Annotated in this window: 25 protein-coding genes; 9 read left to right on the plus strand and 16 right to left on the minus strand. The window is 65.8% G+C overall.

Annotated features, from left to right (window positions below; genetic code table 11):
• Positions 1-2: 2 nt before the first annotated feature.
• The gene (locus VKZ87_RS10955) at positions 3-983 is read right to left on the minus strand and encodes an NAD-dependent epimerase/dehydratase family protein (RefSeq protein WP_324221296.1); all 981 of its coding nucleotides are present in this window, start codon (positions 981-983) and stop codon (positions 3-5) included.
• A gap of 188 nt (positions 984-1,171) precedes the next feature.
• Between VKZ87_RS10955 and VKZ87_RS10960 the strand changes: the two genes are divergently transcribed.
• Positions 1,172-4,672, plus strand: coding sequence for an indolepyruvate ferredoxin oxidoreductase family protein (locus VKZ87_RS10960; protein ID WP_324221297.1), 3,501 nt, complete (start codon positions 1,172-1,174; stop codon positions 4,670-4,672).
• 105 nt (positions 4,673-4,777) lie between these two features.
• Entirely contained in the window at positions 4,778-5,656 is an 879-nt protein-coding gene (locus VKZ87_RS10965; RefSeq protein ID WP_324221298.1) for an alpha/beta fold hydrolase, read from the plus strand.
• Here VKZ87_RS10965 and VKZ87_RS10970 read toward each other — a convergent pair.
• From VKZ87_RS10970 to VKZ87_RS10990, 5 genes are all read right to left on the minus strand, one after another.
• Positions 5,634-6,068, minus strand: coding sequence for a hypothetical protein (locus tag VKZ87_RS10970; protein ID WP_324221299.1), 435 nt, complete (start codon positions 6,066-6,068; stop codon positions 5,634-5,636). The two genes, VKZ87_RS10965 and VKZ87_RS10970, sit on opposite strands and share 23 nt — an antisense overlap.
• Positions 6,040-6,324 (minus strand): DUF2312 domain-containing protein, encoded by a 285-nt coding sequence (locus VKZ87_RS10975; RefSeq protein ID WP_324221300.1) that lies wholly within the window; start codon positions 6,322-6,324, stop codon positions 6,040-6,042. Before VKZ87_RS10975 ends, VKZ87_RS10970 begins: the two co-directional genes overlap by 29 nt.
• 120 nt (positions 6,325-6,444) lie before the next feature.
• On the minus strand, positions 6,445-6,747 hold the full coding sequence (locus tag VKZ87_RS10980; RefSeq protein WP_414655646.1) for a DUF1244 domain-containing protein: 303 nt from the start codon (positions 6,745-6,747) through the stop codon (positions 6,445-6,447).
• A gap of 8 nt (positions 6,748-6,755) precedes the next feature.
• Positions 6,756-7,913 (minus strand): carboxylate-amine ligase, encoded by a 1,158-nt coding sequence (locus VKZ87_RS10985; protein ID WP_324221302.1) that lies wholly within the window; start codon positions 7,911-7,913, stop codon positions 6,756-6,758.
• Between the two features lie 3 nt (positions 7,914-7,916).
• Positions 7,917-8,705, minus strand: a complete 789-nt coding sequence (locus VKZ87_RS10990; RefSeq protein WP_324221303.1) for an N-formylglutamate amidohydrolase — start codon at positions 8,703-8,705, stop codon at positions 7,917-7,919.
• Positions 8,706-8,816: 111 nt separating this feature from the next.
• Here VKZ87_RS10990 and VKZ87_RS10995 point away from each other — a divergent pair, with 111 nt between their 5' ends.
• From VKZ87_RS10995 to VKZ87_RS11005, 3 genes are read left to right on the plus strand one after another with little or no spacing between them, the layout of a single operon-like run.
• Complete coding sequence (locus tag VKZ87_RS10995) at positions 8,817-10,094, plus strand: NAD(P)-binding protein (RefSeq protein WP_324221304.1); 1,278 nt, start codon at positions 8,817-8,819, stop codon at positions 10,092-10,094.
• On the plus strand, positions 10,091-10,753 hold the full coding sequence (locus tag VKZ87_RS11000; protein ID WP_324221305.1) for a glutathione S-transferase family protein: 663 nt from the start codon (positions 10,091-10,093) through the stop codon (positions 10,751-10,753). The genes VKZ87_RS10995 and VKZ87_RS11000 overlap by 4 nt, the downstream gene beginning before the upstream one ends.
• Positions 10,750-11,973, plus strand: a complete 1,224-nt coding sequence (locus VKZ87_RS11005; protein WP_324221306.1) for an MFS transporter — start codon at positions 10,750-10,752, stop codon at positions 11,971-11,973. The genes VKZ87_RS11000 and VKZ87_RS11005 overlap by 4 nt, the downstream gene beginning before the upstream one ends.
• Before the next feature lie 11 nt (positions 11,974-11,984).
• On the opposite strand, the gene VKZ87_RS11010 is transcribed toward VKZ87_RS11005, so the two are convergent.
• Positions 11,985-12,824, minus strand: a complete 840-nt coding sequence (locus VKZ87_RS11010) for a hypothetical protein (RefSeq protein WP_324221307.1) — start codon at positions 12,822-12,824, stop codon at positions 11,985-11,987.
• Between the two features lie 109 nt (positions 12,825-12,933).
• Between VKZ87_RS11010 and VKZ87_RS11015 the strand changes: the two genes are divergently transcribed.
• From VKZ87_RS11015 to VKZ87_RS11025, 3 genes are read left to right on the plus strand one after another with little or no spacing between them, the layout of a single operon-like run.
• On the plus strand, positions 12,934-15,018 hold the full coding sequence (locus VKZ87_RS11015; RefSeq protein WP_324221308.1) for a 3-hydroxyacyl-CoA dehydrogenase NAD-binding domain-containing protein: 2,085 nt from the start codon (positions 12,934-12,936) through the stop codon (positions 15,016-15,018).
• Between the two features lie 45 nt (positions 15,019-15,063).
• Positions 15,064-16,683: a peptide chain release factor 3 gene (locus VKZ87_RS11020; protein ID WP_324221309.1), complete on the plus strand. Its 1,620-nt coding sequence runs from the start codon at positions 15,064-15,066 to the stop codon at positions 16,681-16,683.
• Positions 16,661-17,131, plus strand: coding sequence for a hypothetical protein (locus tag VKZ87_RS11025; protein WP_324221310.1), 471 nt, complete (start codon positions 16,661-16,663; stop codon positions 17,129-17,131). Before VKZ87_RS11020 ends, VKZ87_RS11025 begins: the two co-directional genes overlap by 23 nt.
• A gap of 1 nt (position 17,132) precedes the next feature.
• Here VKZ87_RS11025 and VKZ87_RS11030 read toward each other — a convergent pair whose 3' ends face one another.
• The 8 genes from VKZ87_RS11030 to zwf are packed head-to-tail and all read right to left on the minus strand — an operon-like array spanning position 17,133 to position 25,108.
• Positions 17,133-17,570 (minus strand): hypothetical protein, encoded by a 438-nt coding sequence (locus tag VKZ87_RS11030; RefSeq protein ID WP_324221311.1) that lies wholly within the window; start codon positions 17,568-17,570, stop codon positions 17,133-17,135.
• Entirely contained in the window at positions 17,571-18,341 is a 771-nt protein-coding gene (locus VKZ87_RS11035) for an aldo/keto reductase (protein WP_324221312.1), read from the minus strand. It lies immediately after the preceding gene.
• Entirely contained in the window at positions 18,332-19,522 is a 1,191-nt protein-coding gene (locus VKZ87_RS11040) for an NAD(P)/FAD-dependent oxidoreductase (protein WP_324221313.1), read from the minus strand. Before VKZ87_RS11040 ends, VKZ87_RS11035 begins: the two co-directional genes overlap by 10 nt.
• A 1-nt stretch (position 19,523) precedes the next feature.
• The gene (gene hldE / locus VKZ87_RS11045) at positions 19,524-20,981 is read right to left on the minus strand and encodes a bifunctional D-glycero-beta-D-manno-heptose-7-phosphate kinase/D-glycero-beta-D-manno-heptose 1-phosphate adenylyltransferase HldE (protein ID WP_324221314.1); all 1,458 of its coding nucleotides are present in this window, start codon (positions 20,979-20,981) and stop codon (positions 19,524-19,526) included.
• Between the two features lie 52 nt (positions 20,982-21,033).
• A complete protein-coding gene (locus VKZ87_RS11050; RefSeq protein WP_324221315.1) occupies positions 21,034-21,753 on the minus strand; it encodes a metallophosphoesterase family protein in 720 nt (239 codons plus the stop codon).
• 4 nt (positions 21,754-21,757) lie between these two features.
• Positions 21,758-22,285 (minus strand): ActR/PrrA/RegA family redox response regulator transcription factor, encoded by a 528-nt coding sequence (locus tag VKZ87_RS11055; protein ID WP_324221316.1) that lies wholly within the window; start codon positions 22,283-22,285, stop codon positions 21,758-21,760.
• 40 nt (positions 22,286-22,325) lie between these two features.
• Positions 22,326-23,633 (minus strand): ActS/PrrB/RegB family redox-sensitive histidine kinase, encoded by a 1,308-nt coding sequence (locus VKZ87_RS11060; protein ID WP_324221317.1) that lies wholly within the window; start codon positions 23,631-23,633, stop codon positions 22,326-22,328.
• Positions 23,633-25,108: a glucose-6-phosphate dehydrogenase gene (gene zwf, locus VKZ87_RS11065; protein WP_324221318.1), complete on the minus strand. Its 1,476-nt coding sequence runs from the start codon at positions 25,106-25,108 to the stop codon at positions 23,633-23,635. Before zwf ends, VKZ87_RS11060 begins: the two co-directional genes overlap by 1 nt.
• Positions 25,109-25,638: 530 nt before the next feature.
• On the opposite strand from zwf, the gene VKZ87_RS11070 reads away from it, so the two are divergent.
• Positions 25,639-26,139: a GcrA family cell cycle regulator gene (locus tag VKZ87_RS11070; RefSeq protein WP_324221319.1), complete on the plus strand. Its 501-nt coding sequence runs from the start codon at positions 25,639-25,641 to the stop codon at positions 26,137-26,139.
• Between the two features lie 86 nt (positions 26,140-26,225).
• Here VKZ87_RS11070 and VKZ87_RS11075 read toward each other — a convergent pair.
• Positions 26,226-26,479 (minus strand): hypothetical protein (locus tag VKZ87_RS11075; RefSeq protein ID WP_324221320.1); only part of this gene is annotated, 254 nt, incomplete at its 5' end.

The raw sequence follows: 26,479 nt of genomic DNA on the forward strand, positions 1-26,479 counted from the left end.
GGTCAGACCTGGTTGTGGTAGCGCCGGAACCAGTCGACGAATTTCGGCACGCCGACATCGATCGGCGTGGTCGGCGCGAAACCGACATCCCGGCTGATCGCGGTGATGTCGGCATAGGTCGCCTTCACGTCACCCGGCTGCATCGGCATCAGCTGCTTCTCGGCCTTGCGGCCGATTGCCTGCTCCAGCACCTCGATCATGCGCAGCAGCGGCTCGGGCTTGTTGTTACCGATATTGTATAGCCGGTAGGGCCGCCCCTGCCCGTCCGGCGCCGGCGGGTTGTCGAGCGTGCGGATCACACCATTCACGATGTCGTCGATATAGGTGAAATCGCGCTGCATGTCGCCGTTGTTGAAGACATGGATCGGCCGGCCTTCGAAAATCGCCTTGGTGAAGATGTACAGCGCCATGTCCGGCCGCCCCCAGGGACCATAGACAGTGAAGAAGCGCAGGCCGGTCTGGGGAAAACGGAAGAGATGCGCATAGGCGTGGCTGAGGAGTTCGTCCGCCTTCTTGGTTGCCGCATAGAGCGAAACCGGCGAATCGACCCGGTCTTCCACGGCAAATGGCAGCTTGGTGTTGCCGCCATAGACCGACGATGACGAGGCATAGACCAGGTGCTCGCATTTCGGCAGGTGCCGGGCAAGCTCCAGGATTACGGTATGGCCCAGCACATTGGCCCGGATATAGGCCTCCGGGTTCACCAGCGAGTAGCGGACGCCGGCCTGGGCGGCGAGATGCACGATGCGGCGGATATCGCTTCCCGCCACGGCTTCCGTCACCTGCGCGCTGTCGGAAATATCGGCCTTGAAAAATTTGAACCCTTTTCGCCCTTCCAGCTGGGCGAGTCGTGCGCGTTTGAGGTTCGGATCGTAATAATCGTTCAGATTGTCGATTCCGATGACCTCATCTCCCCGCTCAAGCAGGACCTGGGCGACGTGAAAACCGATGAAGCCGGCAACGCCGGTAAGCAGAATGGCCATAGGGTGTCCGGAGTTTCCGTCGTTGACGCGCTGGGGTGAGTAGCATTTGCTATCTATCAGAACCAAATGAAACAGCAACCGCGCCCGCTCACTTCGTTGTCGCAGCGCTTTTCGCTCGACTCCCGCGGCGGCGGTTCTATAATTAGGTCAGTATTGCTTACCTATTTTCGGTAAGCGGGAGGAACGAAATGCTGGCGAACGTCACGCTGGACGACAAATACACCCTGGAGCGCGGACGCGTTTTCCTGACCGGCACCCAGGCACTGGTCCGGCTGCCCATGCTGCAGCGGAAGCGCGACCTTGCCGCCGGGCTGAATACCGCATGTTTCATCTCCGGCTATCGCGGCTCCCCGCTCGGCCTGTATGACCAGCAGCTCTGGCGCGCGCGCAAATTCCTCAAGGAGCACCACATCCATTTCCAGCCCGGCGTGAACGAGGATCTCGCTGCAACGGCCGTCTGGGGCAGCCAGCAGCTCAATCTCTTCCCCAACGCGAAATACGACGGCGTCTTCTCGATCTGGTACGGCAAGGGCCCGGGCGTCGACCGCTCGATGGACGTCTTCAAGCATGGCAACAGCGCCGGCACCTGGAAACATGGCGGCGTGCTGGTGCTGTGCGGCGACGACCATGGCGCCGCGTCCTCGACCGTCGCGCATCAGTCCGAGCACATGATGATGGCGGCGATGATGCCGATGCTGAATCCCGCCAACGTGCAGGAATTCCTCGATTACGGCCTGCTCGGCTGGGCGATGTCGCGCTATGCCGGCGTCTGGGTCGGCTTCAAGTGCCAGACCGAAACGGTCGAAAGCTCGGCCAGCGTCTCCATCGATCCCGACCGGCTCAAGATCGTGCTGCCGGAGGATTTCCAGATGCCGCCGGGTGGCCTCAACATCCGCTGGCCCGATGCCATTCTCGAGCAGGAACTGCGGCTGCAGCGGGATAAGGGCTATGCCGCGCTGGCCTTCGCCCGCGCCAACAAGATCGACCGCGTGGTGATCGACAGCCCGCGTGCGCGGCTGGGCATCATCACCACCGGCAAGTCCTATCTGGATGTGCGCCAGGCGCTGGACGATCTGGGCATCGACGAGAAGATGGCGGCCGATATCGGCATCCGGGTCTACAAGGTGGGCATGGTCTGGCCGCTGGAGCGCGAGGGCGCCCGCCACTTCGCCGAGGGCCTCGAAGAGGTTCTGGTCGTCGAGGAGAAGCGCGCGGTCATCGAGAACCAGCTGAAGGAACAGCTCTACAACTGGCGCGAAGACGTGCGTCCGCGGGTGATCGGCAAGTTCGACGAGACCGGCGAATGGCTGCTGCCCTCGGCCGGCGAACTCTCGCCCGCCCTGGTGGCCAAGGCGATCTACAGGCGCATCAAGCGCTTCCACACCAATGCGCGGATCGAGGAGCGGATCAGCTTCCTCGAACAGCTGGAGCGCGACCGCAGTGCGGCCGCCGGCGCCAACAAGACGGCGCGCATCCCCTATTTCTGCTCGGGCTGCCCGCACAACACCTCGACCCGCGTGCCGGAAGGCAGCCGCGCGGTCGCCGGCATCGGCTGCCACTTCATGGCGCTGTGGATGGACCGCTCGACGGCCACCTTCACGCAGATGGGCGGCGAGGGCGCACCCTGGATCGGCCAGGCGCCCTTCACCAACGAGAAGCACATCTTCGCCAATCTCGGCGATGGCACCTATTTCCATTCCGGCCTGCTGGCGATCCGCGCCTCCGTCGCCGCCAAGGTCAACATCACCTACAAGATCCTCTACAACGACGCTGTGGCCATGACCGGCGGCCAGCCGCATGACGGCCAGCTCACGCCGCCGCAGATCTCGCTGCAGGTCTATGGCGAGGGCGTGCGCAGGATCGTCGTCGTCACCGACGACCCAGACAAGTATCCCGTCGGCACCGAATGGGCGCCGGGCGTCACGATCCGCCATCGCGACGAGCTGGACGAGGTGCAGAAGGAACTGCGCGAGATCGAGGGCGTCACCGTCCTGATCTATGACCAGACCTGCGCCGCCGAGAAGCGCCGCCGGCGCAAGCGCGGCACCTTCCCCGATCCCGACAAGCGCATCTTCATCAACGACGCGGTCTGCGAGGGCTGCGGCGACTGCTCGGTGAAGTCGAACTGTGTCTCGGTCGAGCCGCTGGAAACCGAACTCGGCCGCAAGCGCAAGATCAACCAGTCTTCGTGCAACAAGGATTTCTCCTGCGTGAAAGGCTTCTGCCCCAGCTTCGTTACCGTGCATGGCGGCAAGGTCCGCCGCGCCAAGGTGAAGCTGCACCAGGGTCCGGCCGAAGAGGATGTGGACGCGCTCTTCGCCGGCCTGCCCACGCCGGAACGCGCGCCGCTGGACAAGCCCTACAACATCCTGATCACCGGCATCGGCGGCACCGGCGTCGTCACCATCGGGCAGATCCTCGGCATGGCCGCCCATCTGGAGGGCTACGGCACCTCGGTGCTCGACTTCACCGGCCTGGCGCAGAAGAACGGCGCCGTGCTCAGCCATATCCGCATTGCCGCCAAACCCGATGACATCCATGCCGTGCGCGTTGCCGCCGGCGGCGCCAACCTGGTGCTCGGCTGCGACATGGTGGTGGCGGCCGGCGACCAGGCGCTCGAGAAAATGCATCGCGGCGTCACCCGCGCCGTGATCAACACACAGCTCACGCCCACCGCGGCTTTCACGCTGAATACCAATATCCGCTACGATGACAACGCCATGGTGCAGGCGATCCGCAAGGCATCGGGCGAGAATCTCTCGGAGTTTCTGGAAGGCACCAAGCTCGCCACCGCGCTGATGGGCGACGCCATCGCCACCAACATGTTCATGCTCGGTTATGCCGTGCAGCGCGGCCTCGTGCCGGTGTCGCTGGACGCGCTGTTCAAGGCGATCGAGCTCAACGGCACGGCCGTCGAGGCCAATATCCGCGCGTTGAACTGGGGCCGGCTCTATGCCCAGAACCCGAAGGCTGTCGAGGAGATCGCCCGACCGACCCTGCCGGTCAGCGAGGTGAAGCCGGTGGCCCGCACGGTCGACGAACTGCTCGCCGACCGCTCGGCCCGCCTCGTCGCCTACCAGAACGAAGCCTATGCGAACCGCTACCGCGCACTGGTCGAGACCGCGCGCCAGGCCGAGCAGAACAAGGCCAAGGGCATGACCGGGTTCGCCGAAGCCGTCGCGCGCTACGCCTACAAGCTGATGGCCTACAAGGACGAGTATGAAGTCGCACGCCTCTACACCGATGGCGACTTCCTCAAGAAGCTGAACGCGCAGTTCGAGGGCGACTTCAAACTCACCTTCCATCTGGCGCCACCGCTGATTGCGCATCCCGACCCGGAAACCGGCGAGGCGCAGAAGAAGGAATTCGGCCCCTGGACTTTCCGGCTGTTCAGGCTGCTGGCGAAGCTGAAGGGTCTGCGCGGCACGAAGCTGGACATCTTCGGCTATACCGAGGAGCGCCGCACGGAACGGCAGCTGGTGGAGGATTACTTCGCGCTGATCAACGAACTCAGCGCCGGCCTTTCGCCGGAAAACCACGCGCTCGCCGTGCAGCTCGCCGCGCTGCCCGAGGAAATCCGCGGCTTCGGCCACGTCAAGAAGCGGAACCTGAAGCTGGCGCAGGAGAAATGGCAGAAGCTGCTGGCCGCCTTCCGCAGCCCGGCGCCGCTGGCGACGGCGGCAGAGTAACGACCCAATGGCCGGGCTCGCCCGGCCATTTTCGTAGCGGCATGCCGTTACGGCATTACCAGGAAGGTAATTGCCAGCTTGCGATTCCCGTGCCGGAATGGCGGCATGAATATCGCCACGCCAACCACCTTTGCACCGGAACGCATCACCCTGACCCGGCAGGAGGGCACCAGCTTCGCCCTGCTGCTGTTCCCCGCCGCCGAGCCGGACGCGCCGGCCCTTCTGATCGAACCTGCCATGGGCGTGAAGGCCGGCTACTACACGGCCCTGGCGGAAGCGCTGCGCGGCGCCGGCTGCAATGTCGCCATCGCCGAACTGCGCGGCCATGAGGAAAGCGGCGGGCGCAGGCCGGGCCGCAGCTACGATTTCGGCTATCACGAGATGCTGACCGAGGACTGGCCGCTGGCGGTGCAGGCCGTGAAGGCGCGCTTTCCCGACGCGCCTGTGTACCTGCTGGGCCACAGCCTCGGCGGCCAGATCAGCAGCATCTATGCGGCGCATTACCCGGAGCAGTTGGCCGGGCTGATCCTGGTCGCCTGCTCGTCCGTGCACTGGAAGCTCTGGCCCAAGGTATTCCTGCCCTACAGCCAGGCGATGGTGCTGGTCGGCAGGCTGGTCGGCCATTTTCCCGGGCACAAATTCCGCTTCGCCGGCCGCGAGGCGCGCAGCGTGATCGCCGACTGGGGCCGGCAGGCCCGCACCGGCCGCTTCATCTTCGGCCGGCCGCGCGTCGACCACGACAGGGTGCTGGCCGGACTGACCTTGCCGGTGCTGGCGATCTCGTTTTCAACGGACTTCTTCGCGCCGAAGCGAGCCATGGACGGGCTGCTCGGGAAGTTTCCTCAGGCCAGGCTGACGCGCCATCACCTCGACCCGAAGGCGCTGGGCTTCGAGGGCATCGACCATTTCCGCTGGGCCCGCAGGCCGCAGATCGTGCTGCCGCTGATCCGGGAGTGGCTGTCTACCACCCCTCGTAGCACTTGACCCGGGTGACCTCGCCGCTGTCGGTCTGATCCGACTTCTCGCGATAGATTTCCATCGTGCCGCGGTTCTTCAGGCTGCACTCGCCGATCGGGAACCAGGTCGACTTGAGCTGAACGATGATGCGCTCGTTGGGCTTCAGCCGGTCCGGCGCGCAGTAGCGCGACACCTCGCGCGGCTTCACGGTGACGGTGGAATTGACCCGGCCCTCGCGGCGAATGTTCACCGGCCAGTTGTATTCGGTGAGATTGGCGATGGAGACGCAGGCCTGGGCATCATCGGTGATGATGCGGTTCGGCGACTGCGCGGCGGCCGGCCAGGAGAGCGTGCAGGCAAGCAGGCAGAGCAGGACGGCCGAAAGGACAAACCGGCCGTCCATGCGGAGATTACTCGGCAGCTTCAGCGTCGGCCGCATGGGTCTGCATGCCGAGCGCCTCCATGTAGATTTCCAGCAGGCTTTCCTGCTCGGCCAGCTCGGCGCGATCCATCTTCCGCAGCCGGATGACCTGCCGCAGGATCTTGGTGTCAAAGCCATGCGCCTTGGCCTCGGCATAGACTTCCTTGATGTCATCGGCGAGCGCCTTCTTCTCCTCCTCCAGCCGCTCGATGCGCGCGACGATCTGGTTGAGCTGGTCGGCGGAGAAATTGCCGGAGATCAGTTTGGTGGCCATGGCGGGAAGAACCTCGGAAACTGGAATACTGGCTGTCGCCGCGGATTATACTGGCGGACTAGAAGCTACCAATGGCCACCCGTCACTTATCCACAGGAATAGCGGTTACCTGTGTATAGGTTAGTGTTTATGGGCCTTGTGGGCCTCGGCAAAGGCCTTCTGCTGCTCCGGCGTGGCTTCCTTCTGGTACTTTTTCTGCCATTCCGGATAGGGCATGCCATAGACGATTTCGCGCGCTTCCATCTTGTCCAGCGCGATTCCCTTCGCCTGCGCCGCCTCCTGGTACCAGTTGCTCAGGCAGTTGCGGCAGAAGCCGGCGAGATTCATCAGGTCGATATTCTGCACGTCGGTGCGCTGGCGCAGGTGCTCCACCAGACGCCGGTAGGCGGCCGCCTCGAGTTCGATGCGGGTCTTGTCGTCGATCCTGTCGCTCATGCCTGCCCCTCCTGATCGGGTATCGTGAAATTCATGCTTTCGGCGATCAGCCAGTCCACCACGGCTTTCAGCGCCTCCGGCTTGTCTGCTCCAGCATCTAACGCAGAACGGTAAACTTGCAACTGGCGCTGCGCCGAGGTGCCCCGCTTCAGGATGCCCCGGGTCCGCTCAACCTCGGCCAGGCAGCCGAGCGCCTGCGCCTCCTCGCGGGTGAGTTCGATCAGTTCCTCCAGCAGGTCGGCATACGGAGTGGCCTCGCCCTTGCCGAAATCGACCAGCTTGCCCTCGGTGCCGTAACGCTGGGCCAGCCAGCGGTTCTCGTCGATCAGCGTATTGGCGTAAACGCGCCATCGCTGGTTCTTCTGCTTCAGCCGCAGCAGCACAGCGAGAAGGCAGACGAACATGGCCGTCACCGAGATGCCGTCATCCAGCCGCGTGCAGACATCGGTGACGCGCATTTCCAGGGTCGGGTAGCGCGCCGAGGGGCGGATATCCCACCACAGCTTGGTGGCATCCTCGATCAGGCCGGCCTGCATCAGGCGGTTCACCATGCGCTGATACTCGCCCCAGGATTCGAAGCGCTCGGGCAGTCCGGTGCGCGGCAGACTGTCGAAGACCGACAGACGGAAGGACTGCAGGCCGGTCTCCTCGCCCTGCCAGAAGGGCGAGGATGTCGAGAGCGCCAGAAGGTGCGGCAGGAAATAGCTGACCTGGTTCATCAGGTCGATGCGCAGATCCTCGTCGGGAATCCCGACATGCACATGCATGCCGCAGATGATAAGGCGCCGCGCCACACCGGCGAGGTCGCGCGCCAGCCGGTCGTAGCGTTCCCCGCTGCTGTGCCGCTGGTCGCTCCAGCGGCCGAACGGGTGCGTCGAAGCCGCGATCGGCGCCAGGCCGTGCCGGGAGGCGACTTCGGATACCGCCTTGCGCAGGTTCACCAGATCGGCGCGCACCTCCTGCAGATTGCCGCAGACCCGGGTCGAGACCTCGATCTGGCAGCGGAGGAATTCCGGATTGATCTGCCCGCCCATCAGGCCGCTGCATTCCTGCAGCAGCGCCTCGGGCGGCTCGACTGCCAGCGCGCCGCTGCCCGGCTCGACAAGCAGATGCTCCTCCTCGATGCCGATCGTGAAATCGTGCGCGCTGAACACGTCTCAGGCCGCCGACATGTTGGGACGCCAGAGACGCGCCTCGGTGAGGATGCGGCGGAAACAGCGCTCCAGCCGCACCGCCCATTCCGCGACGCCGGCTTCATCGCTCACCAGATCCTGCCGCACCTCGATCATCACATGCGGCAGGCCCCTGTCCTGGCCATGTTCGAAGATGGAATAGCCCGCATGGGCGTGGCCGCTGTAGGGCTGGTTGTCGCCGACCACCAGATCGCCCTCGTCGCGCAGGGCCTGCAGCAACGGCAGCGCGAGGCGGCCGTCGCGGTCCCAGACCACGCCGATATGCCAGGGACGATCTTCCTTCCTGGCGCGCAGGCGTGGCGTGAAGCTGTGGATCGACAGCAGGGCTGGCGTCGTGCAGCGCCGTTTCGCCCGTTCCATCTGCTCGGCAATCGCGGCGTGATAGGGGCGGAAATAGGTCGTCAGGCGGCGTTCGCGTTCTTCCGGCGGCAGATCGCGGTTGCCCGGAATGATCGTGCCGTCACTGACCTCGCAGATAAGGGTCGGGTCATCGGGGCGGCGATTGCAGTCGATCACCAGCCGCGACACGCCCGAGAGCACTGCCGGCGCGTCCAACGCTTTCGCCAGCCGCTCGCTGAGGGCCGCCGTGCCGGGATCCCAGCCGATATGCCGCGAGATCTCCTCTTCCGGCAAGCCTAGCTGGTTGAGATCAGCCGGCACGAGGCGACTCGCATGGTCACAGATCAGCACTGCGGGAGCGCGCCCTTCCGGATTGAGGACGCGGTGACTCGGCGGGTCTTCGGCGGCGGTCATCTGCGGGGAATCACAAGCCTGGCGACCGGCAGGCAAAACGGGCAGGTTTGCATCGGGGAGGCGGGCTGACTAAGGTTGCTTCGACTGGGTCATCATAGCGCAAGACGAACCGTGCTGCATCATATCGCCATTGTCGGCAGCGGTCCTTCGGGGCTGTTCTGCGCCGACGCCCTGCTCCGCCAGCGACCGGATCTCAAGATCGACGTTTTCGACCGGCTCCCTACCCCCTACGGGCTGATCCGCTGCGGCGTGGCACCGGATCACCAGGGGACCAAGGCAGTCACCCGCCAGTTCGACCGGCTGTTCGGCGGCGGTTCGCTGCGCTTTATCGGCAATGTGACGGTCGGAACGGACCTCCCGCTTGCCCGGGTGGCCGAGCATTACGACGCCATCGTGCTTGCGCTCGGCGCCCATGCCGACCGGCCGCTGGGCATACCCGGCGAGAATCTTCCCGGCCGTTACGGCTCGATGGCCTTCGTCGGCTGGTATAACGGCCATCCGGATTTCCATGCGCTGGATCCCCTGCTGGATCGGTCCGGCGTGGCTGTCATCGGCATGGGCAACGTCGCTGTCGACATCGTTCGCGTCCTGGGCAAGACGCCGGCGGAGATGGCGACCAGCGACATCTGCAGCCACGCCGCAGCAAAGATTTCCGGTGCACCGCTGACCGACCTCTACATGATCGGCCGCCGCGGCCCGGTAGAGGCGAGCTTTACCAGCGCCGAGCTGGCCGAACTCGGGCGGCTGGATCGCGTGCGGCCGGTGGTAAACAGGACCGACCTGCCCGATGCAATCCCCTCCGGCCTCGATCCGGCAGACGCGCGTGTGAAGGAGAAGAATCTCCAGATCCTGCATGAATTCGCCTCGCGCTCGGACGACAAGCCGGTGCGGCTGCATTTTCTCTTCCATACGGTGCCGGAAGCCGTTCTCGGCAACGGTCGCGTGGAAGGTCTGAAACTGAAAGGACAGGATGCGCCGCTCACCGTCGGAACGGTGATCAGCGCCATCGGCTACCGGACGGCCACCATCGGCGACCTGCCGCCCGCGGACGAGCGCGGCGTCATCGCCAATACGGATGGTCTGGTGGCCCCCGGGCTTTACGTTGTCGGCTGGGCGAAACGCGGCCCCTCGGGCACCATCCCGACCAACCGGACGGAAGCCAAGAGCGTGGCCGATCGCATCCTTGCCGATTTCGCCGATGACACGGCGCCGGCCAAATCGGGCAATGCGGCGCTGGATGCCTGGCTGCGGCAACAGGGGCTGGTCGCCATCGACTGGGCCGGCTGGAAGCGCATCGAGGCCGCCGAAATCGCGGCGGCACGCCAGGGCAGCCCGCGCGAAAAACTCATTCTCTGGGAAGATCTCCGCCGCATCGGTGCAACGCCATGAAGCTCTACAGCAACGCCACTTCGCCTTACGCGGCGCGGGTCCGCATGATGCTGCGCGTGAAGGACGCCACCATTCCTCTGGCAGAGCCGCCGGGCGGCATCGGGTCCGCGGAGTATCGCGCCATCACTCCTCTGGGCAAGATACCGGCGCTGCAGTTGGACGACGGCCGCGTGCTGCCGGAATCCGAAGTGATCTGCGGCTATCTCGATGCCACCCTGCCCGGCCCGTCACTCTGGCCCGACGATCCGCTGGAGAAGGCGCAGGTCGCACTGATCGTGCGGCTGGCCGATCTCTATCTCTCGCCGGGCATGAACAGGTTTTTCACCCTGCTGTTCACCGACCCCGGCAATCGCACGGCCCTCTCGGCGGTTCTGCCCGAACTCGCGCGCGGCCTGAAATACCTCGATCTGCATGTCGCGCAGGACGGCTATGCCGCCAACCGGCAGTTCAGCCAGGCGGACTGCGCCCTGGCGCCGTTGCTGCTCTGCGTGGCGGAGGTCGTCATGCCGGTGACCGGCGAGGATCTGCTGGCGAAGCGGCCGAGGCTGCAGGCCTACTGGGCCGCCATCCAGCAGAACGCGTATGCCGCGCCGGTGCTGGCCGAGATGCGCCAGGGCCTGAAGAAGTATCAGGCGATGCTGCAATCCGCGCAGCAATGAGCGCGGAGACACAGGATATCCCGGCTTCGCCCCTGCCGGTCTGGCAGGTTCTCGCCGCCACCCTTGCCACCCAGTCGCTGACAACGCTCTGCGCGCTGGCGCTGTCCGCCATCGCACCCCGGGCAGCGGCCGACCTTGGTGTCGAGCCGGCGCTGGTCGGCTATCAGGTCAGCGTCATCTATGCCGGCGCTGTGATCACCTCGCTGGCCGGCGGCGGCTTCGTGCGTCGGCTGGGTGCGACACGGGCGAGCCAGCTCGCGCTGTGGCTGACGGCGGCGGGCTGCCTGCTTTCGGGTCTCGGCGGCCTGCCCGGGCTGGCGCTCGGCGCGCTGGTGATCGGGCTTGGCTATGGCTGCACCAACCCGGCCGCCTCGCATCTGCTGTCGCGCACCCGCAGCGGCGCGCATATGAACCTGATCTTCTCAATCAAGCAGTGCGGCGTGCCGGTCGGTGGCGTCATTGCCGGCCTGCTGCTGCCGCCGATCACGCTGCTGTGGAACTGGCAGGCCGGGCTGATCGCCTGTGCCATCCTGTCTCTGGCCATCAGCGCCGCGCTGTTCCGGGTCCGCCGCGGCTGGGATGCTGACCGCATTGCCTCTGCGCGGCTGTTCATCTCGCCGCTGGCCGGCCTGAAGCTGATCTGGAACCATCAGATTCTGCGCTGGCTGGCCTTCTGCTCCTTCGCCTATTCGGCCGTCCAGCTCAGCCTCACCGGTCTCCTGGTCACCTACCTGGTGGCCGAGATCGGCCTCGACCTCGTGCTGGCGGGAAGCCTCCTGGCGATTGCTCAGGTTGCCGGCGCGGCGGGACGCCTTGCCTGGGGCTGGCTGGCCGACCGGCTGCGGTCCGGCTCGAAGGTGCTGATCATCAACGGGGTGATCGCCGCTGCTGCCGCCATCCTCACCGCGCTGATCACGATATCCTGGCCGGTCGGCCTGATCGCCGCCGTGGTCGCCGTCTTCGGCTTCTGCGCCGTCGGCTGGAACGGGGTTTTCATGGCGGTGATCGCGCGCCAGGCGCCGCCGCAGAGCATTGGACTGGCGACCGGGGCGACCCTCAGCATCACCTTTGCCGGCGTGATCGTCGGACCCTCCGGTTTCGCCTGGATGCATGACCGGCTCGGCCTGTCCTATGCCGATGGCTATATGCTGATGGCGATTGTGACGCTGGTCGGCGTGCTCTGCATGGTGCAGGCGCGCAAGGGCATTCCGGCGCGCTGACCACACCGCCTTCAGAGATCACCGATCCGGAAGTTCAGGCTGAGGATTTTCGGATAGCCCTGCGCGTCGGGCGGCATCTCGAAAGGCTGCGCCAGCCGCATGGCCCGCAGGAAGGTCTCGATTGCCGTGCGGAACGCGGCAGCGCGCGGCTCGTTCTCGATCTCCTCCCAGTTGTTCACCATGGCATACATGTCCCATGGATCGTTGCGGCCGAACGGCGGAGCAAGCGTGCCGTCGGGCAGCACCTTGTAATGACCGAAGATCTGGATGTTGCGGAACTGCGGCGCGTCGAAATCGATCGCCCAGGCTGCCACCACCTGGCTGAGGAAGAAGTCGCTTTCCGACTGGGTCATCCGCGGGCCAGGTGGGCCGGCGGCGCGGCCCGGGCCGGCCTGGTCGCTGCCCGCCTGGCGTTCGCTCTGGGATTGCCGGCCCGATTGCTGCGGCGACGCCGCGCGGTTCGGCCCGCTCTGGTCCGGCGCCGGCAGCGGACTTCTCTGCGGGGCCGATTGCTGCTGGTTGCGGGCGCGCTCCCCACGCGACGGCGGGGCACGCGATTCCTCCGTCACCGGCGCGCGCTGGAGCTGGGGAATGCTGGCCGGAGGAAGCGGCGGCAATTCGGGTTCGGCCGGCCGTCGCGCCTGCGGGGCCGGTGCCGGGGCCGGCGGAGCTGGCGGCGGCAGAACAAACTCGGCCAGAATCTGTGGCTCCGGCGGCCTGCCATTCCAGGCCCAGGGTTGCAGCAGCAGGACGACAATCAGCATTCCGTGCAGCAGGATCGACAGAAACAGCGCCAGCCAGGGCCGGCGGTTCAGCCAATCCGTTGTGCGGTAATCGGAAAGTTGGGCCATGCCAGTGACTTAGCGTTTCGGTGGTTCCGGGCCAAGACTTTGCCCGCCTTTGTCACCTCCGCTATAACCGATTGTCCGACAATCGACGCAAGCTTTCCGGGAGAGAAACGTGACCGATCCGATCCGCTATGCCGTCCAGGACGGCGTCGCCGTTCTGACTGTTGAGAACCCGCCGGTCAACGCGCTGAGCCAGGCGGTCCGTGCCGGGATCATTGCCGGCCTCGATAAGGCCGACGCGGATCCGGCGGTTTCGGCCGCGGTGATTATCGGCGGTGGCCGCACCTTCATTGCCGGCGCGGATATCCGGGAGTTCGGCAAGCCCCCCCTCCAGCCCTACCTGCCGCAGGTGCTGGAGCGGATCGAGGCGATGACCAAGCCGGTCGTGGCTGCCCTGCATGGCACGGCGCTTGGCGGCGGCTTCGAGGTGGCGCTGACCTGCCACTGGCGCGTCGCGGTCGAGAGCGGCCAGGTCGGCCTGCCGGAGGTCAAACTCGGCGTCATTCCCGGTTCCGGCGGCACGCAGCGCCTGCCCCGCCTGATCGGCCCGAAGCAGGCGCTCGACATGATCGTCTCCGGCAATCCGATCCCGGCGAAGAAGGCCCTCGAACTCGGTGTTCTCGACGAGATCGTCAGCGGCGATCTGCTGGAAGGCGCGATCGCCTTCGCGAAAAAGGTGGTGGCCGAGAAGCGCCCGCTGCGCCTTGTCCGCGACCTGAACGACAAGGTCAGCAACGTCGATCCTGCGGTCTTCACGGACTATAGGAAAAGCATCGAGCGCAAGGCCAAAGGCTTCCTTGCTCCCTGGCGCTGCATCGATGCGGTCGAGGCCGCCTGCAATCTGCCGATCGCCGAAGGCCTGAAGAAGGAGCGCGAGTTCTTCTTCGAATGCATGGACAGCCCGCAGCGCAAGGCGCAGATCCATGCCTTCTTCGCCGAACGCGAAGCCCAGAAAATCCCTGACCTGCCGGCCGATGTGAAACCGAGGCAAATCCGGTCGGCAGCCGTGATCGGCGCCGGCACCATGGGTGGCGGCATCGCCATGAACTTTGCCAATGCCGGCATCCCGGTGAAGATCCTGGAGGTTTCGCAGGAAGCCCTGGCGCGCGGCCTCGGCGTGATCGAGAAGAATTACGCGACCTCCGTACAGCGCGGATCGATGAAACAGGAAGCCATGGACCGCGCCATGAAGCTGATCTCGGGCACCCAGCGCTACGAGGACATCGGCGACGCCGACATCGTGATCGAGGCGGTGTTCGAGGAAATGGCCGTGAAGAAGGAAGTCTTCGGCAAGCTCGACAAAATCATGAAACCGGGCGCCATCCTCGCCACCAACACCTCGACGCTGGACATCGACGAGATCGCCTCGGCGACCAAGCGGCCGCAGGACGTGATCGGCACGCATTTCTTCAGCCCGGCCAATGTCATGCGGCTGCTGGAAAACGTGCGCGGGGCTAAGTCCTCGCCCGAAACCATTGCCACCGTCATGGCGCTGGGCAAGACGCTGAAGAAGGTGCCGGTACTGGCCGGCAACTGCGACGGCTTCATCGGCAACCGCATGCTGCACGGCTATCTGCGGGAAGCGAGTTTCCTGCTCGAGGAAGGCGCGAGCCCCGAGCAGGTCGACCGCGCGCTGGAGGAATTCGGCCTGGCTATGGGCCCCTTCCGCATGAGCGACCTCGCCGGCCTGGACGTCGGCTGGCGCATCCGCAAGGGCAAGGCCCATCTGCGGCCGAAGGACGAGCGCTACTCTCCCGTCGCCGACCGGCTCTGCGAGATGGGCCGTTTCGGGCAGAAAACCGGCGCGGGCTTCTACAAATATGAAGGCCGCAACGCCCTGCCGGACCCGGTCGTTCGGGACGTCATCCTGCAGGCGGCGAAGGAGCAGGGCATCGAACGGCGGCAGATTTCCGACGAGGAAATCGTCCAGCGCTGCATGTATCCGCTGGTCAACGAGGGGGCCAAAATCCTCGAGGAAGGCATCGCCATCCGGGCCAGCGATATCGACATCGTCTACCTTTTCGGCTATGGCTTCCCCGTCTATCGGGGCGGGCCGATGTTCTGGGCCGAGCAGATCGGCCTCGACAAGGTGCTCGCCACGATCCGCGGCTTCCACAAGATCCATGGCAAATTCTGGGAACCGGCCAAGCTCCTGGTCGAGCGCGCAGAGGCCGGCAAGGGGTGGAACGACCGCTGACATTGCCCATATGAGGGCTGAGCTTCAGAGGTAGTCCAGAGTACGATGTCCGAACCCGCCCTCGCCGTTCCGGGCGCCCAAGGTCAGCCTGACCCTATCGGCGCCCGGCGCACCTTTGCCATCATCGCGCATCCCGACGCCGGCAAGACCACGCTGACAGAGAAGCTGCTGCTGTTCGGCGGCGCGATCCATCTCGCCGGCGCGGTGAAGGCGCGCGGCGAGAGCCGGCGCGCCCGCTCGGACTTCCTGAAGATCGAGCAGCAGCGCGGTATCTCGGTCTCAACCTCGGTGATGAACTTCGAGTATGAGGGCTGGACCTTCAATCTGCTCGACACTCCGGGCCACGAGGATTTCAGCGAGGATACCTACCGCACGCTGACGGCCGTCGACTCCGCCGTGATGGTGCTCGACGCCGCCAAGGGCATCGAGACGCAGACCCGCAAGCTGTTCGAGGTCTGCCGTCTGCGCGACACGCCGATCATCACCTTCGTCAACAAGATGGACCGCGAGGCGCAGGATCCCTTCGCCCTGCTGGACGAGGTCGCGTCCACCCTGGCGCTGGATTGCGTGCCGGCCAACTGGCCGATCGGCATGGGCATGGATTTCAAGGGCTGCTACGACCTCGTCAACAAGCGCCTGCTGATCACCGGCAAGGAGAACAGGAATCTCGAGCCGGAAGTGATCATCCTCGAAAAAGGCCTGGACGATCCGCGTGCGGCCGAACTGCTGAGCGAGGCGCAGCTGGCCAAGCTGCGGGAGGATATCGGCCTGATCGAGGCCGCCTGTCCGGCCTTCGATCTGGAGTCCTACCGCCAGGGTCATATGACGCCGGTCTATTTCGGCACGGCACTGAAGAATTTCGGCGTGGACGAGCTGCTGAAGGGCCTCGGACGCATCGCGCCGCCGCCCCGGCCGCAGCCCTCGGACAAGCGCGTGGTGGAGCCTACCGAGAAAGCGGTCACCGGTTTCGTGTTCAAGGTCCAGGCCAACATGGACAAGAACCACCGCGACCGCGTGGCCTTCCTGCGGCTCTGTTCGGGCCATTTCAAGCGCGGCATGAAGCTGAAGCAGGTCCGCTCGGGCAAGCCGATCACGGTCAGCAATCCGACGCTGTTCTTTGCCCGCGACCGCTCGCTGGCCGACGAGGCCTGGCCCGGCGACATCATCGGCATTCCCAATCACGGCACCCTGCGGGTCGGCGACACGCTGACCGAAGCCGAAGACCTGCGCTTCACCGGCATTCCGAATTTCGCGCCGGAAATCCTCCGCCGCGTCCGCCTGTCCGATCCCATGAAGGCCAAGCATCTGCAGCGCGCGCTGGAGGATCTGGCGGAGGAAGGCGTGACCCAGGTGTTCCGCCCCCGCATCGGCGCCGACTGGATCGTCGGCCTGGTCGGCCCGCTGCAGCTCGATGTTCTGGCGGCCCGGCTGGCCGAGGAATACAGCCTCGAGGTCGGCTTCGAGAACGCTCCCTATGAGACGGCCCGCTGGATTTCCGGCGAGACTCCCAAAGATCTGGACCAGTTCATCGACCAGAATCGCGGCACCATTGCCGATGACCGCGATGGCGCCCCGGTCTTCATGGCCCGGAACGCATGGGAACTCTCCTATATCGAGAAGAAGTGGGATAAGATCCGCTTCCATGCGACCCGCGAACGCGCCTGACCGGATCACCCGCCGCCTCCTGCCGACCCTCATGACGGCCATGCTGCTGGCCGTGCCGGCCGTCGCTCCGGCACAGGAGGAGAAAAAACCCGAAAGCCCGATCGAGCGTCCGCCGATCAGCACGCCGGTGCTGGTGATCGATGCCGTGACCGCCCCCGTGGCCGGTCCAAATGGCACGCCGGGCGGAACCGTGATCATGACGCTCAGCGTGGATTGCGGCACCGTGGAGAATGCCCGCGCCGTGGATGCGATGATCCCGCGCGTCTACAACGCCGTCATCATGGAACTCAATCGTGAGCCGCTAGGGCGGGGAGGTCGGGTCAACGAACAGGATCTTGCGGGCGTGAAACAGCGGCTGCTCTACCAGATCAACCGCGCCCTGCAGGGGCCGCAGGTCGTCGGCGTCTACATCCGCAGCCTGCAGGAGGTGCCGCGTCGCGGCAGCTAGGCTAGCTCTCGTCGCGCTGGAACAGGATCGCCTTGGCGCGGATGTCATCGATGCTGCCCATCAGGTCGTCGATCTTGCGCTCCAGCAGTTCCGCCGCCTGCCGCGCCAGGCTGAGTTCTTCCTCCACCGCCTGCAGCATCGCCTGCCGCGCCGCGCCGATGATCGCGCCATTTGGCTGGGCGGGGAAATTCACGCATTTGGCCGCAAAGCGGCGGACGGCGGATGCGCTGGGCAGATGGCCGAGCACGAGATTTGCCGGCAGGGCCAGCACAGTCCAGCCGGAATCGTCGGCATAGGCCGCGAAGTCACCACGGCGGAAACCGGTGGCCGTGAAGGGCTTCTCGGCCGGCACGGGAAAGCTCGCCGCTTCCCAGCCGAAGGCGATGAATTCCTGTTCGGCTGCGCTGCGCTCCGGCGGCGTTTCTGGCGTTACGACCATCTATGCTCCCCTGCCGCCCGCGACGGCCATGGCATTGCGCCGCAGATTGTCGGCCGAGAGCGTCCCGACGACAATAGCCGAAACGCCGGGCAGAGCGGCCGCCTCGGCCAGCGCCGCCGCCGGTTCACCTGCATGGCCGCTTGCCAGCGCCTTTTTCACCAGCACGCCCCTGCCTGCCGCCGCGGCCGCTTCGATCAACGGTTTTTCCTCCCGGTAGCCGGGGTTGTAGGTGACCATCAGGATGTCGACATACGGAAGCAGCCGGAATCCGCCCGCTGCGGATTTCCCGGAGAAACCGGTGGCACGCAGCTTCCCCGCCGCCTTGAGGGCCGCCAGCGCCTCGGCGGCAGGCAGGAAGCGATCGCTATCCTCATCCACGCCATCGGAATGCAGCAGCACGGCGTCGAGGTAGTCCGTACGCAGGCGGCGCAGACTTTGCTCGACGGAGGCCCGGATCGCGGCCGGCGAGAAATCGAAAAGCGACTCTCCCGCCGAGAACTGCTCGCCCGCCTTGGTGACGATGACCCAGTCCTCGCGCCGGCCCGGCAGCAGCCGCCCGAGCCGCTCCTCGCTGCTGCCATAGGCTGGCGCGGTATCGAGCAGGTTGATCCCCAGCCGGCGCGCTTCCTCCAGCAGGGCAACGACGGCGGCATCGTCGGGCAGATCGAAAGCGCGCGGATACTTCACGCCGGCATTGCGGCCGATCTTCACCGTACCCAGCCCCAGCAGGCTGACCTGCAGACCCGTCGCCCCCAGCGGCCTCATCTCCATGTCGCGGCCTCCCACGGCGGATCGGCAATATCCGGCGCCGGCCAGCCGGCCAGCGCGGCAGGGTCGAATGCCGGGTTGGCCGGCGGCGGCAGGCGCATCAGCACGAGGTCGGCCAGCTGCGGCGCCAGCGCCAGTTTGGTCGGCCATGCGATCCAGACGCGTCCCGCCTGCCGCAGCACTGGCCCGTCAGGCTTCGCGCCGCTTTCCGTCGCGCCCTCCGCGCGATCAACCGGAAAGGCAGCAAACTGGCTGCGGCTGAAATCCAGCGCCGGCAGCAGTTCAGCCATCTCCGCCCGCACTGCGGCAAGGAAGGTATCCGTATTCTGACCGACGCCATTCTCCGCAATCTGGCCGCCGACATACCAGACCAGCGTGCCATCCTTGCGGCGATGCGTCGTGATGGTGACCCGCGGCTTGTCGCTGACATCGAAGCAATGCGCCCAGAGCGGGCCCGGCGCATGGGCAATCATCGCCATCTGCAGCGGCCGCCGCTGGGCTGCGCCCACCGGCAACCCACATTGCGCCAGCACGGCCTCGTTACCGCTACCTGCCGTCGCGACCAGATGCGCGGCGCGGATCTGCCGGTCCTGCCCGCCGGCATCCGACACCGAAATGACGACCTCATCTCCGGCGTCCGAGATGCGTACCTCGCCTTCCGTCTTTCTGATGAATTCGTGATGCGGCCTGGCCAGCGCCCGCAGCAGGTCCGGCACGTCGAGAACGATTTCATCCAGGGCATAAACCGCACCGACATGCGCCGGATCCTGCAGCACAGCCGGCCATTCCGACGACTCCAGCGCCTGTGCCCGCCCACGCACCAGCTTGCTGCCGAAAAAGCCGGCGACACGACTGGCCAGGGTGCGGCGCGACCAGAAGAGATGCCGCTCGGAGGCAATGGCGGTGCCGCGCAGATCGGGTTCGCCGTTGCCCGCCAGACAGGCGCGCCAGCGCCGCGGCATATCCGCCAGCGCGTCGCTTGCGCTGTTCAGCTTCATGTCCAGCGCGTATTTCAGGCCGCCGTGGATGATGCCCTGGGAGGCAAGCGTCTGACCGGCTCCCAGGGCATGACGCTCGAGCAGAAGCGCGCTGTAGCCGGCCCGGCGCAGCCGCGCGAGCAGCCAGAGGCCGGCTATGCCGCCACCGAGGATCGCGACATCGACCCTGAGAGTGGCCGCCGTCATGTCAGCCGCGCAGACGGGCAATGGTGGCGGTGGTGCTTTGGCCCGCGACATGGCGCGACACGCGCACCTCGCCGCCATAGCTCTGCACGATATCGGCGCCGACCACCTGATCCACGCGGTAGTCGCCGCCCTTGATCAGCAGGTCGGGTTTGAGCAGTTCCAGCAGCGGGATCGGAGTCGCCTCGGCGAAGATGACGACCAGATCGACCATGCCGAGCGCCGCAAGCAGCCGCGCCCGGTGATTTTCATCATGCACCGGCCGCTGCTCGCCCTTGAGCGAACGCACCGAGGCATCGGCATTGATGGCGACAACCAGCCGGTCGCACAGGCTGCGCGCCTCGGCCAGCAGGGCAAGATGCCCGGCATGCAACAGATCGAAGCAGCCATTGGTGAAGCCGATCCGTTCGCCGCGGCTGCGCCAGAATTCGACCCGCTCGCGGGCCTGCTGGCGGCTCACCACCTTGCTCTCGACGCCATGCGGATCGGGCATGTGAAGCGCGGCGCGCAATTCCTCGGGATGGACCACGGCCGTACCGATCTTGCCGACCACCACGCCGGCTGCGGCATTCGCCAGCCGCGCCGCCTGTCGCAGCGGCCGCCCTTTCGCCATCGCAGCCGCAATGGTCGCGACGACGGTGTCGCCCGCGCCCGACACATCGAACACTTCGCGGGCCTGCGCGGCGAGATGCAGCGGCGCCGGCTCGTCGCGCTGGACCAGCGTCATGCCCGCTTCACCGCGGGTGATCAGCACATTGGCGATCCCGGTACCATCCAGCAGCTTGCGGCCGGCCGCCTCGGCGGCGGCGTCATCGTCGCAGGTCAGGCCGGAAGCGAGCGCGGCTTCCGCCCGATTGGGCGTCACCAGGGACGCGCCGCGATAGCGCGAATAGTCGCCACCCTTCGGGTCGACCAGCACGGGCTTGCCTGCCTTGCCCGCCGCTTCCACCATGGCGGCCACGACGCGCTCGACGACGACACCCTTGGCATAGTCGGACAGCACCAGCACGGAGCAGCTCTCCAGCGCATCGAGCGCCGTCGCGATCAGTGTATCCAGACTGGCCGGATCAGGCGTCCTGCGGTTTTCCCAGTCGACGCGGAGCAACTGCTGCCGGCTTCCGATGAACCGGATCTTCTCGATGGTACGGCGCGTCTCGTCGACCACCAGATGCGCGACGACGCCGTGTTCGGTGGCCAGGCTTTCATCCAGCTCGTCGGCCGCGCTGTCATCGCCGACCAGTCCCACGAGCACGGCCTCAGCGCCGAGCGCCGCGATATTGCGTGCGACGTTGCCGGCGCCGCCCGGCATCACGATGGCACGTTCGGCCTGCATGACCGGGATTGGGGCTTCGGGCGATATCCGCTGCACGCCGCCATAGACGAAGCGGTCCAGCATCACGTCGCCCACGACCAGAACGCGGGCGCCGGAGAAATCGGTCAGATCGACTGGCAGCTCGGACATGGCTTTCGATACACCGCCGGAAAGCCGAATTCCAGCCCTGTCGGACAGGCGATCAGGTCTGTAGCAGGCGCCGCTCCCCGCCTTCCAGCACCAGGGCGGTGAGTCGGCCCGTGGTATAGGCGCCGGTATCGATGCCGATCCGGTTGCGGCACCATTCCACCTCATGGACAATCGTGTGACCGTGGATGATCACGGCACCATGATCGGCCTCTGAGTCAAGGAAGGGGTCGCGGATCCAGATCACCTGCTCGCGGCTCTGGCGATCCAGCGGCAGACCGGGCCGGATGCCGGCATGGACGAAGAGGTAATCGCCGAACCGGGCCTGCAGCGGGAGGCCGGCAAGAAAATTCAGGTGATGCCGCGGCAGGCTGCCGCGCAGCGCCCGCTGGGTCAGCAGAAACTCGTCCATCGAATGCGGGACCCGCACCCTGTAGCTGGCCAGGGTTGCGTCGCCTCCATTGGCCAGCCAGAGCCCGGCACCGTAGGGCGCTTCGAGAAATTCCAGCATCATGGCTTCGTGGTTGCCCAGAAGCGCGACCGTCTCGGTGCCCGGAACCGGATGCCGGCAGATCCGCTCGATGACGCCTGCGGAGTCCGGGCCGCGATCGATATAGTCTCCGAGATAGACGATGACCCGCTGCCCGGGCGCGCCTTCTTCAAGATCGGCCGCGATCAGAGCCTGGAGCTGCGCCAGAAGGTCGGCGCGGCCATGGATGTCGCCAACGGCATAAATCCGGAGTCCTGGCGGCAGCCGGGCCTCCTCGATGTACATGGAACTATTGCGGCGACCGCTTGGCGAGGATGCGCTGCAGGGTGCGGCGATGCATCTTCAGCCGGCGCGCGGTTTCGGAAACATTGCGGTCGCAGAGTTCGAAAACCCGCTGGATATGTTCCCAGCGCACGCGCTCGGCCGACATCGGCTCGTCCGGCGGCGGCGGGTGGGCGGCATTGCCGACTTTCAGCGCCCGATCGACGTCATCTGCATCGGCGGGTTTGGGCAGGTAATCGGCCGCACCGGCCTTCACGGCCGCAACGGCGGTCGCGATATTGCCGTAGCCGGTGAGCATCACCACCCGGGCATCCTGGCGCACCTGGCGAATCGCACTGACGACATCGAGCCCGTTGCCGTCGGCAAGGCGCAGGTCGACCACGGCATAGGCCGGCGGCCGGGTACGGGCCATCTGGATGCCTGCCGCGACGCTGTCGGCGGTCTGGACCTGATAGCCGCGCTTTTCCATGGCACGGGCAAGCCGGAGCCGCAGCGGCTCGTCATCGTCAACAATCAGCAGGCTGTTATCGGTCATGATCCGCAGACTGTACCGGAGACCCGCCGCAGTGCAAGTCTCACTGGCGCCCGTTGGCGGGCCGCGGCCAGACCACGGTAGCCCTGGCACCACCGCCCGGCCGGTTGGCGAAGCCGATCGTCGCGCCGCTGCGCCGCAGGAGGTTCATGGCGATGAAAACGCCAAGGCCCATCCCCCCGCTGTCCGGCCGGCTGGTCACATAGGGTTCTCCCAGCGCCGAGAGGATATCGACATTCATGCCGGGGCCGTCGTCGAGGATATCGAGTCGGATGGACTTGTCGTCCCAGCGGACCTCGACCGTCACATTGCTGCGGGCGAACTCCATCGCGTTCTGCAGCAGGTTGCTGAGACCGTGAATGATCTCCGGCTGGCGCGGCAGGTGGGGCGGGGAGCCCGTCGTGATGAGCTGGACGGAAAATTCGACATCCGGCCGCAGCCAGGGCTGTGCGGCCATCTCGACCAGGTTGGCAATGCCGAGATCGGAGAAGGCCTCCGTCGCCTCGGCGGATGGCCGCCGCGCCAGCCGCGCCAGAATTTCGCGGCAGCGATCCACCTGGCTTTGCAGCAGCGCGACATCCTCGGATTGCGGGGAGTCGGGCTGGACGTCGCGGCTCATTTCCTTGACCACGACGGCAATGGTGCCCAGCGGCGAGCCCAGCTCATGGGCTGCGGCTGCCGCGAGGCTGCCCAGCGCCGAGACCTGCTGTTCGCGGGCGAGCGCCATCTGCGTCGCCACCAGCGCATCCGACATCCGCCGCGCCTCCTCCGCCACCTGCCAGGCATAGGCGGCAATGAACAGCGTGCCGAGCGTGATGGCGATGAAGGCGCCCAGCTGAAAGGTCGGCGGCAGCTGCATCGCCCCTGGCTCCGACCAGGGTAGCGGGTAATGGTAAATGGTCAGAAGTCCCGCGAGGACGAAGGCCAGCGCACTGAGCAGAATCGTTGCCCGCAGGGTGAGAATGGTCGCCGAAACCGTGACCGGCACAAGGATCAGCAGGGAGAACGGATTCTCCACGCCGCCGGTCAGGAACAGCAGCGCGCAGAGCTGCAGAAGGTCGAAGGCGAGATAGCCCGCGGCCCCCGCCTCGGTCAGGCGCTTGGCCGTCGGATAGACCATGAACAGCGCGATGTTCAGCAGGGCCGATATGCCGACGACCATCAGCGCCGGCATCAGCGGCAACTTGAAGTTCAGGCCGAAATGGACGAACAGGATCGCCAGCAGCTGGCCGATGATCGCAATCCAGCGCAGCAGCACGAGCGTCTGCAGACGTACCCGGCCAGCCGGATTGTCGGCCGCACTCATATGCGGGCTTATGTGGTCGCGCAGGTTTTCCAGCAGAGCGGCCATCAGTGCATGTCCTCGTGCCATGTGCGGCCGTCGCGCTCGATCAGGCCGATCGCCGCGGACGGCCCCCAGGAGCCCGCCGTATAGGGCTTCGGAGCATCACCCAGCGTCTGCCAGCCGGCCAGGATCGGTTCAATCCAGCGCCACGCCGCCTCGACCTCATCACCGCGCATGAACAGCATGGGATTGCCGCGCACGACATCCATCAGCAGGCGCTCGTAGGCATCGGGCTGCCGGCCATGGAAGGCTTCCGCGAAGCTGAGATTGAGCGGCACCTGGCGCAGCCGCATGCCGCCCGGCCCCGGCACTTTCGCCATCATGTGCAGCGAGATGCCCTCGTCGGGCTGCAGGCGGATGACCAGACGGTTGGCAACGACATCACGAGCCGCACCGGGGAAGATCAGATGCGGCACCGGGCGGAACTGCACGACGATCTCCGAACGCCGCTGCGGCAGGCGCTTGCCGGTGCGCAGGTAGAACGGAACGCCGGCCCAGCGCCAGGATTCCACCTCCGCTTTCACGACGACGAAGGTTTCGGTATCGGACCGGTTGCCCTCGACCTCGGACAGATAGCCGGGCACCGGCGTACCGTCGACAGCTCCGGCGACATACTGGCCGCGCACGGTTTTCGCCTCGACCATGCGTTCGGTGATCGGTGCCAGGGCCTGCAGGATCTTCAGCTTCTCGTCCCGCACCGCATCGGCCGTGAAGGCGTTCGGCGGCTCCATGGCAACGAGACAGAGCAGTTGCAGGATATGGTTCTGCACCATGTCGCGGAGCGCGCCGGCATGATCGTAGTAGCCGGCCCTGCCCTCCACCCCGATCTTCTCGGCTACGGTGACCTGCACATGGTCGATCACGCCGCGATGCCAGATCGGCTCGAACAGCGCATTGCCGAAACGCAACGCCATCAGATTCTGAACGGTTTCCTTGCCGAGATAGTGGTCGATGCGGAAGATCCGCTCCTCGGAAAAGACCGAGCCGACCGCCTGATTGACCGCAACGGCCGAAGCGAGGTCATGGCCGATGGGCTTCTCCAGAACCACGCGGGCGCCGGGGCGGTTGAGTCCGGCCGCGCCCAGATACCGGCAGACGCTGCTGAAGAAGCGCGGCGCCATCGCGAGATAGAAGACCAGGATGCGTTCGTCATCTCCATCCAGCGCCTCGCAGAGCCGCCGGTAATCGTCGGGAGAATCGGCATCGAGCGCGAGATATTTCAGCCGCGCGGCGAAACGCTGCGCCTTGGTTTGATCGAACTCCCCCGGGGGCAGATGCTTCTGCAGCGCCTCGATCGCCTGGTTGCGGAACTCCTCGTTGGAAAGCTGCGCGCGCGCCACGGCAAACAGACGTGCGTCGTCGTTCAGCTGCCCCGCCTGATCGCGCGAATAGAGCGCCGGGATCAGCTTGCGCATGGACAGGTCGCCCGTGGCCCCGAAGATCACCAGATCGAAAGAAAAACTGCCGCTGGGGTTGGTCATGGAATTACCGTGACATGCCGGGACGGTAGCATCAATCATCGAGGGCGCGGGGCGCCGGTTGGTCGCGCAGAGCCTCGAACCCGCCTCCGCGGCACCTTAACTAGCGCAGGAAAACCCCATCCACATAATCCACGGTTGGCGATGGCGACACAGCCATTTCTGCAAGCCGTCCTTCCCGTTACGGGAAGCCGAACAGGGCGACAAAACACGATGTCATCCGGCCGCGCAAATAGGGACAGCAGGGTGGGGAAAGCTGGGCCGCCTCCTTCAGGAAGGCCAGTCACAACATAGTCCGGCTAATCCGGCCTAACGCAACACAACCAAACCGGGTGCAGCGACCATCCCGGCTACCCAAGGGGCCGCTCATATCGTCCGGACATGGGGATAACTCCGATTCGCGCCGCTTCACCCGCGCTTTAAGCCACGCTGAGAAAACAGATTCTTGTGGATAAGGGCAGACTCCAATTGACCCGCGGCGGATTCCAAGCCTTACTCTATCTAGCGTCTCAGTCCAGAAATGGGGGCCAGATATGGTGTGGACCGACGAAAAGGTAAAAGCCCTGGTGCAACTTTGGGAAAGCGGCCAGTCGATTACGCAGATCGGCAAGGCGCTGGGTATGACCCGCAACGCCGTGGTCGGCAAGGCGCATCGAATCGGTCTCGCCAAGCGGGCATCGCCGATCATGCGGAGCGAGAAGCCGGCCCAGCCACGCCAGCCCGTGCAGCGGCATGAAGCAACCCATCACGCCGCACCGGCGGCGCCCCGGACCGTGCAGGTCCGGGAAGAACAGGCAGCCGCCCCGGCCGGACAGCAGAGCCAGCTGACCCCCGCCATGCTGGCTGCCCTGACCCCGTCCAGCGGGCCGCGCTGCAAATGGCCGATCGGCGATCCCAAGACGACGGATTTCGACTTCTGCAGCAGCGTTGCGCTGCCCGGCAAACCCTATTGCGCGCAGCATTGCGCCCAAGCCTACACCAACTGGAATCCGGAGAGCGCCGTCGAGGCCGTGAAGGCGGTCAACGCCGCCTGAGACCGAGACGTTCCGGTTTCCACCAGCCCGGCGGTCCGTCCGCCGGGCTTTTTTTCAGCTTCCAGCAGACGTTCGGGTGCAGCCGTTCACGAAACCCATGAGGGGCGGATCCTAGCGTCTTCTCGATCAGCGCCCAGAGCCGCTGCGTACCGAAGCCCTCGGAGCTGTTGCCCGAGGTGGCCGCTGAAATGCGGCATCAGGTCGGTACGGATCGCCTCGGCCTCATCCTCCGAGAACAGCCGCTCAAGGATGACATGGCCGTCGCTCCACCTGAGCGAGCAGCCTGTCGACAAGGAGCGGATCAACCCCCGGCTTCCCGCCGTAGAGCGGTATTTGCGGG

Source organism: Ferrovibrio sp., assembly GCF_035304305.1.
GTDB lineage: Bacteria > Pseudomonadota > Alphaproteobacteria > Ferrovibrionales > Ferrovibrionaceae > Ferrovibrio.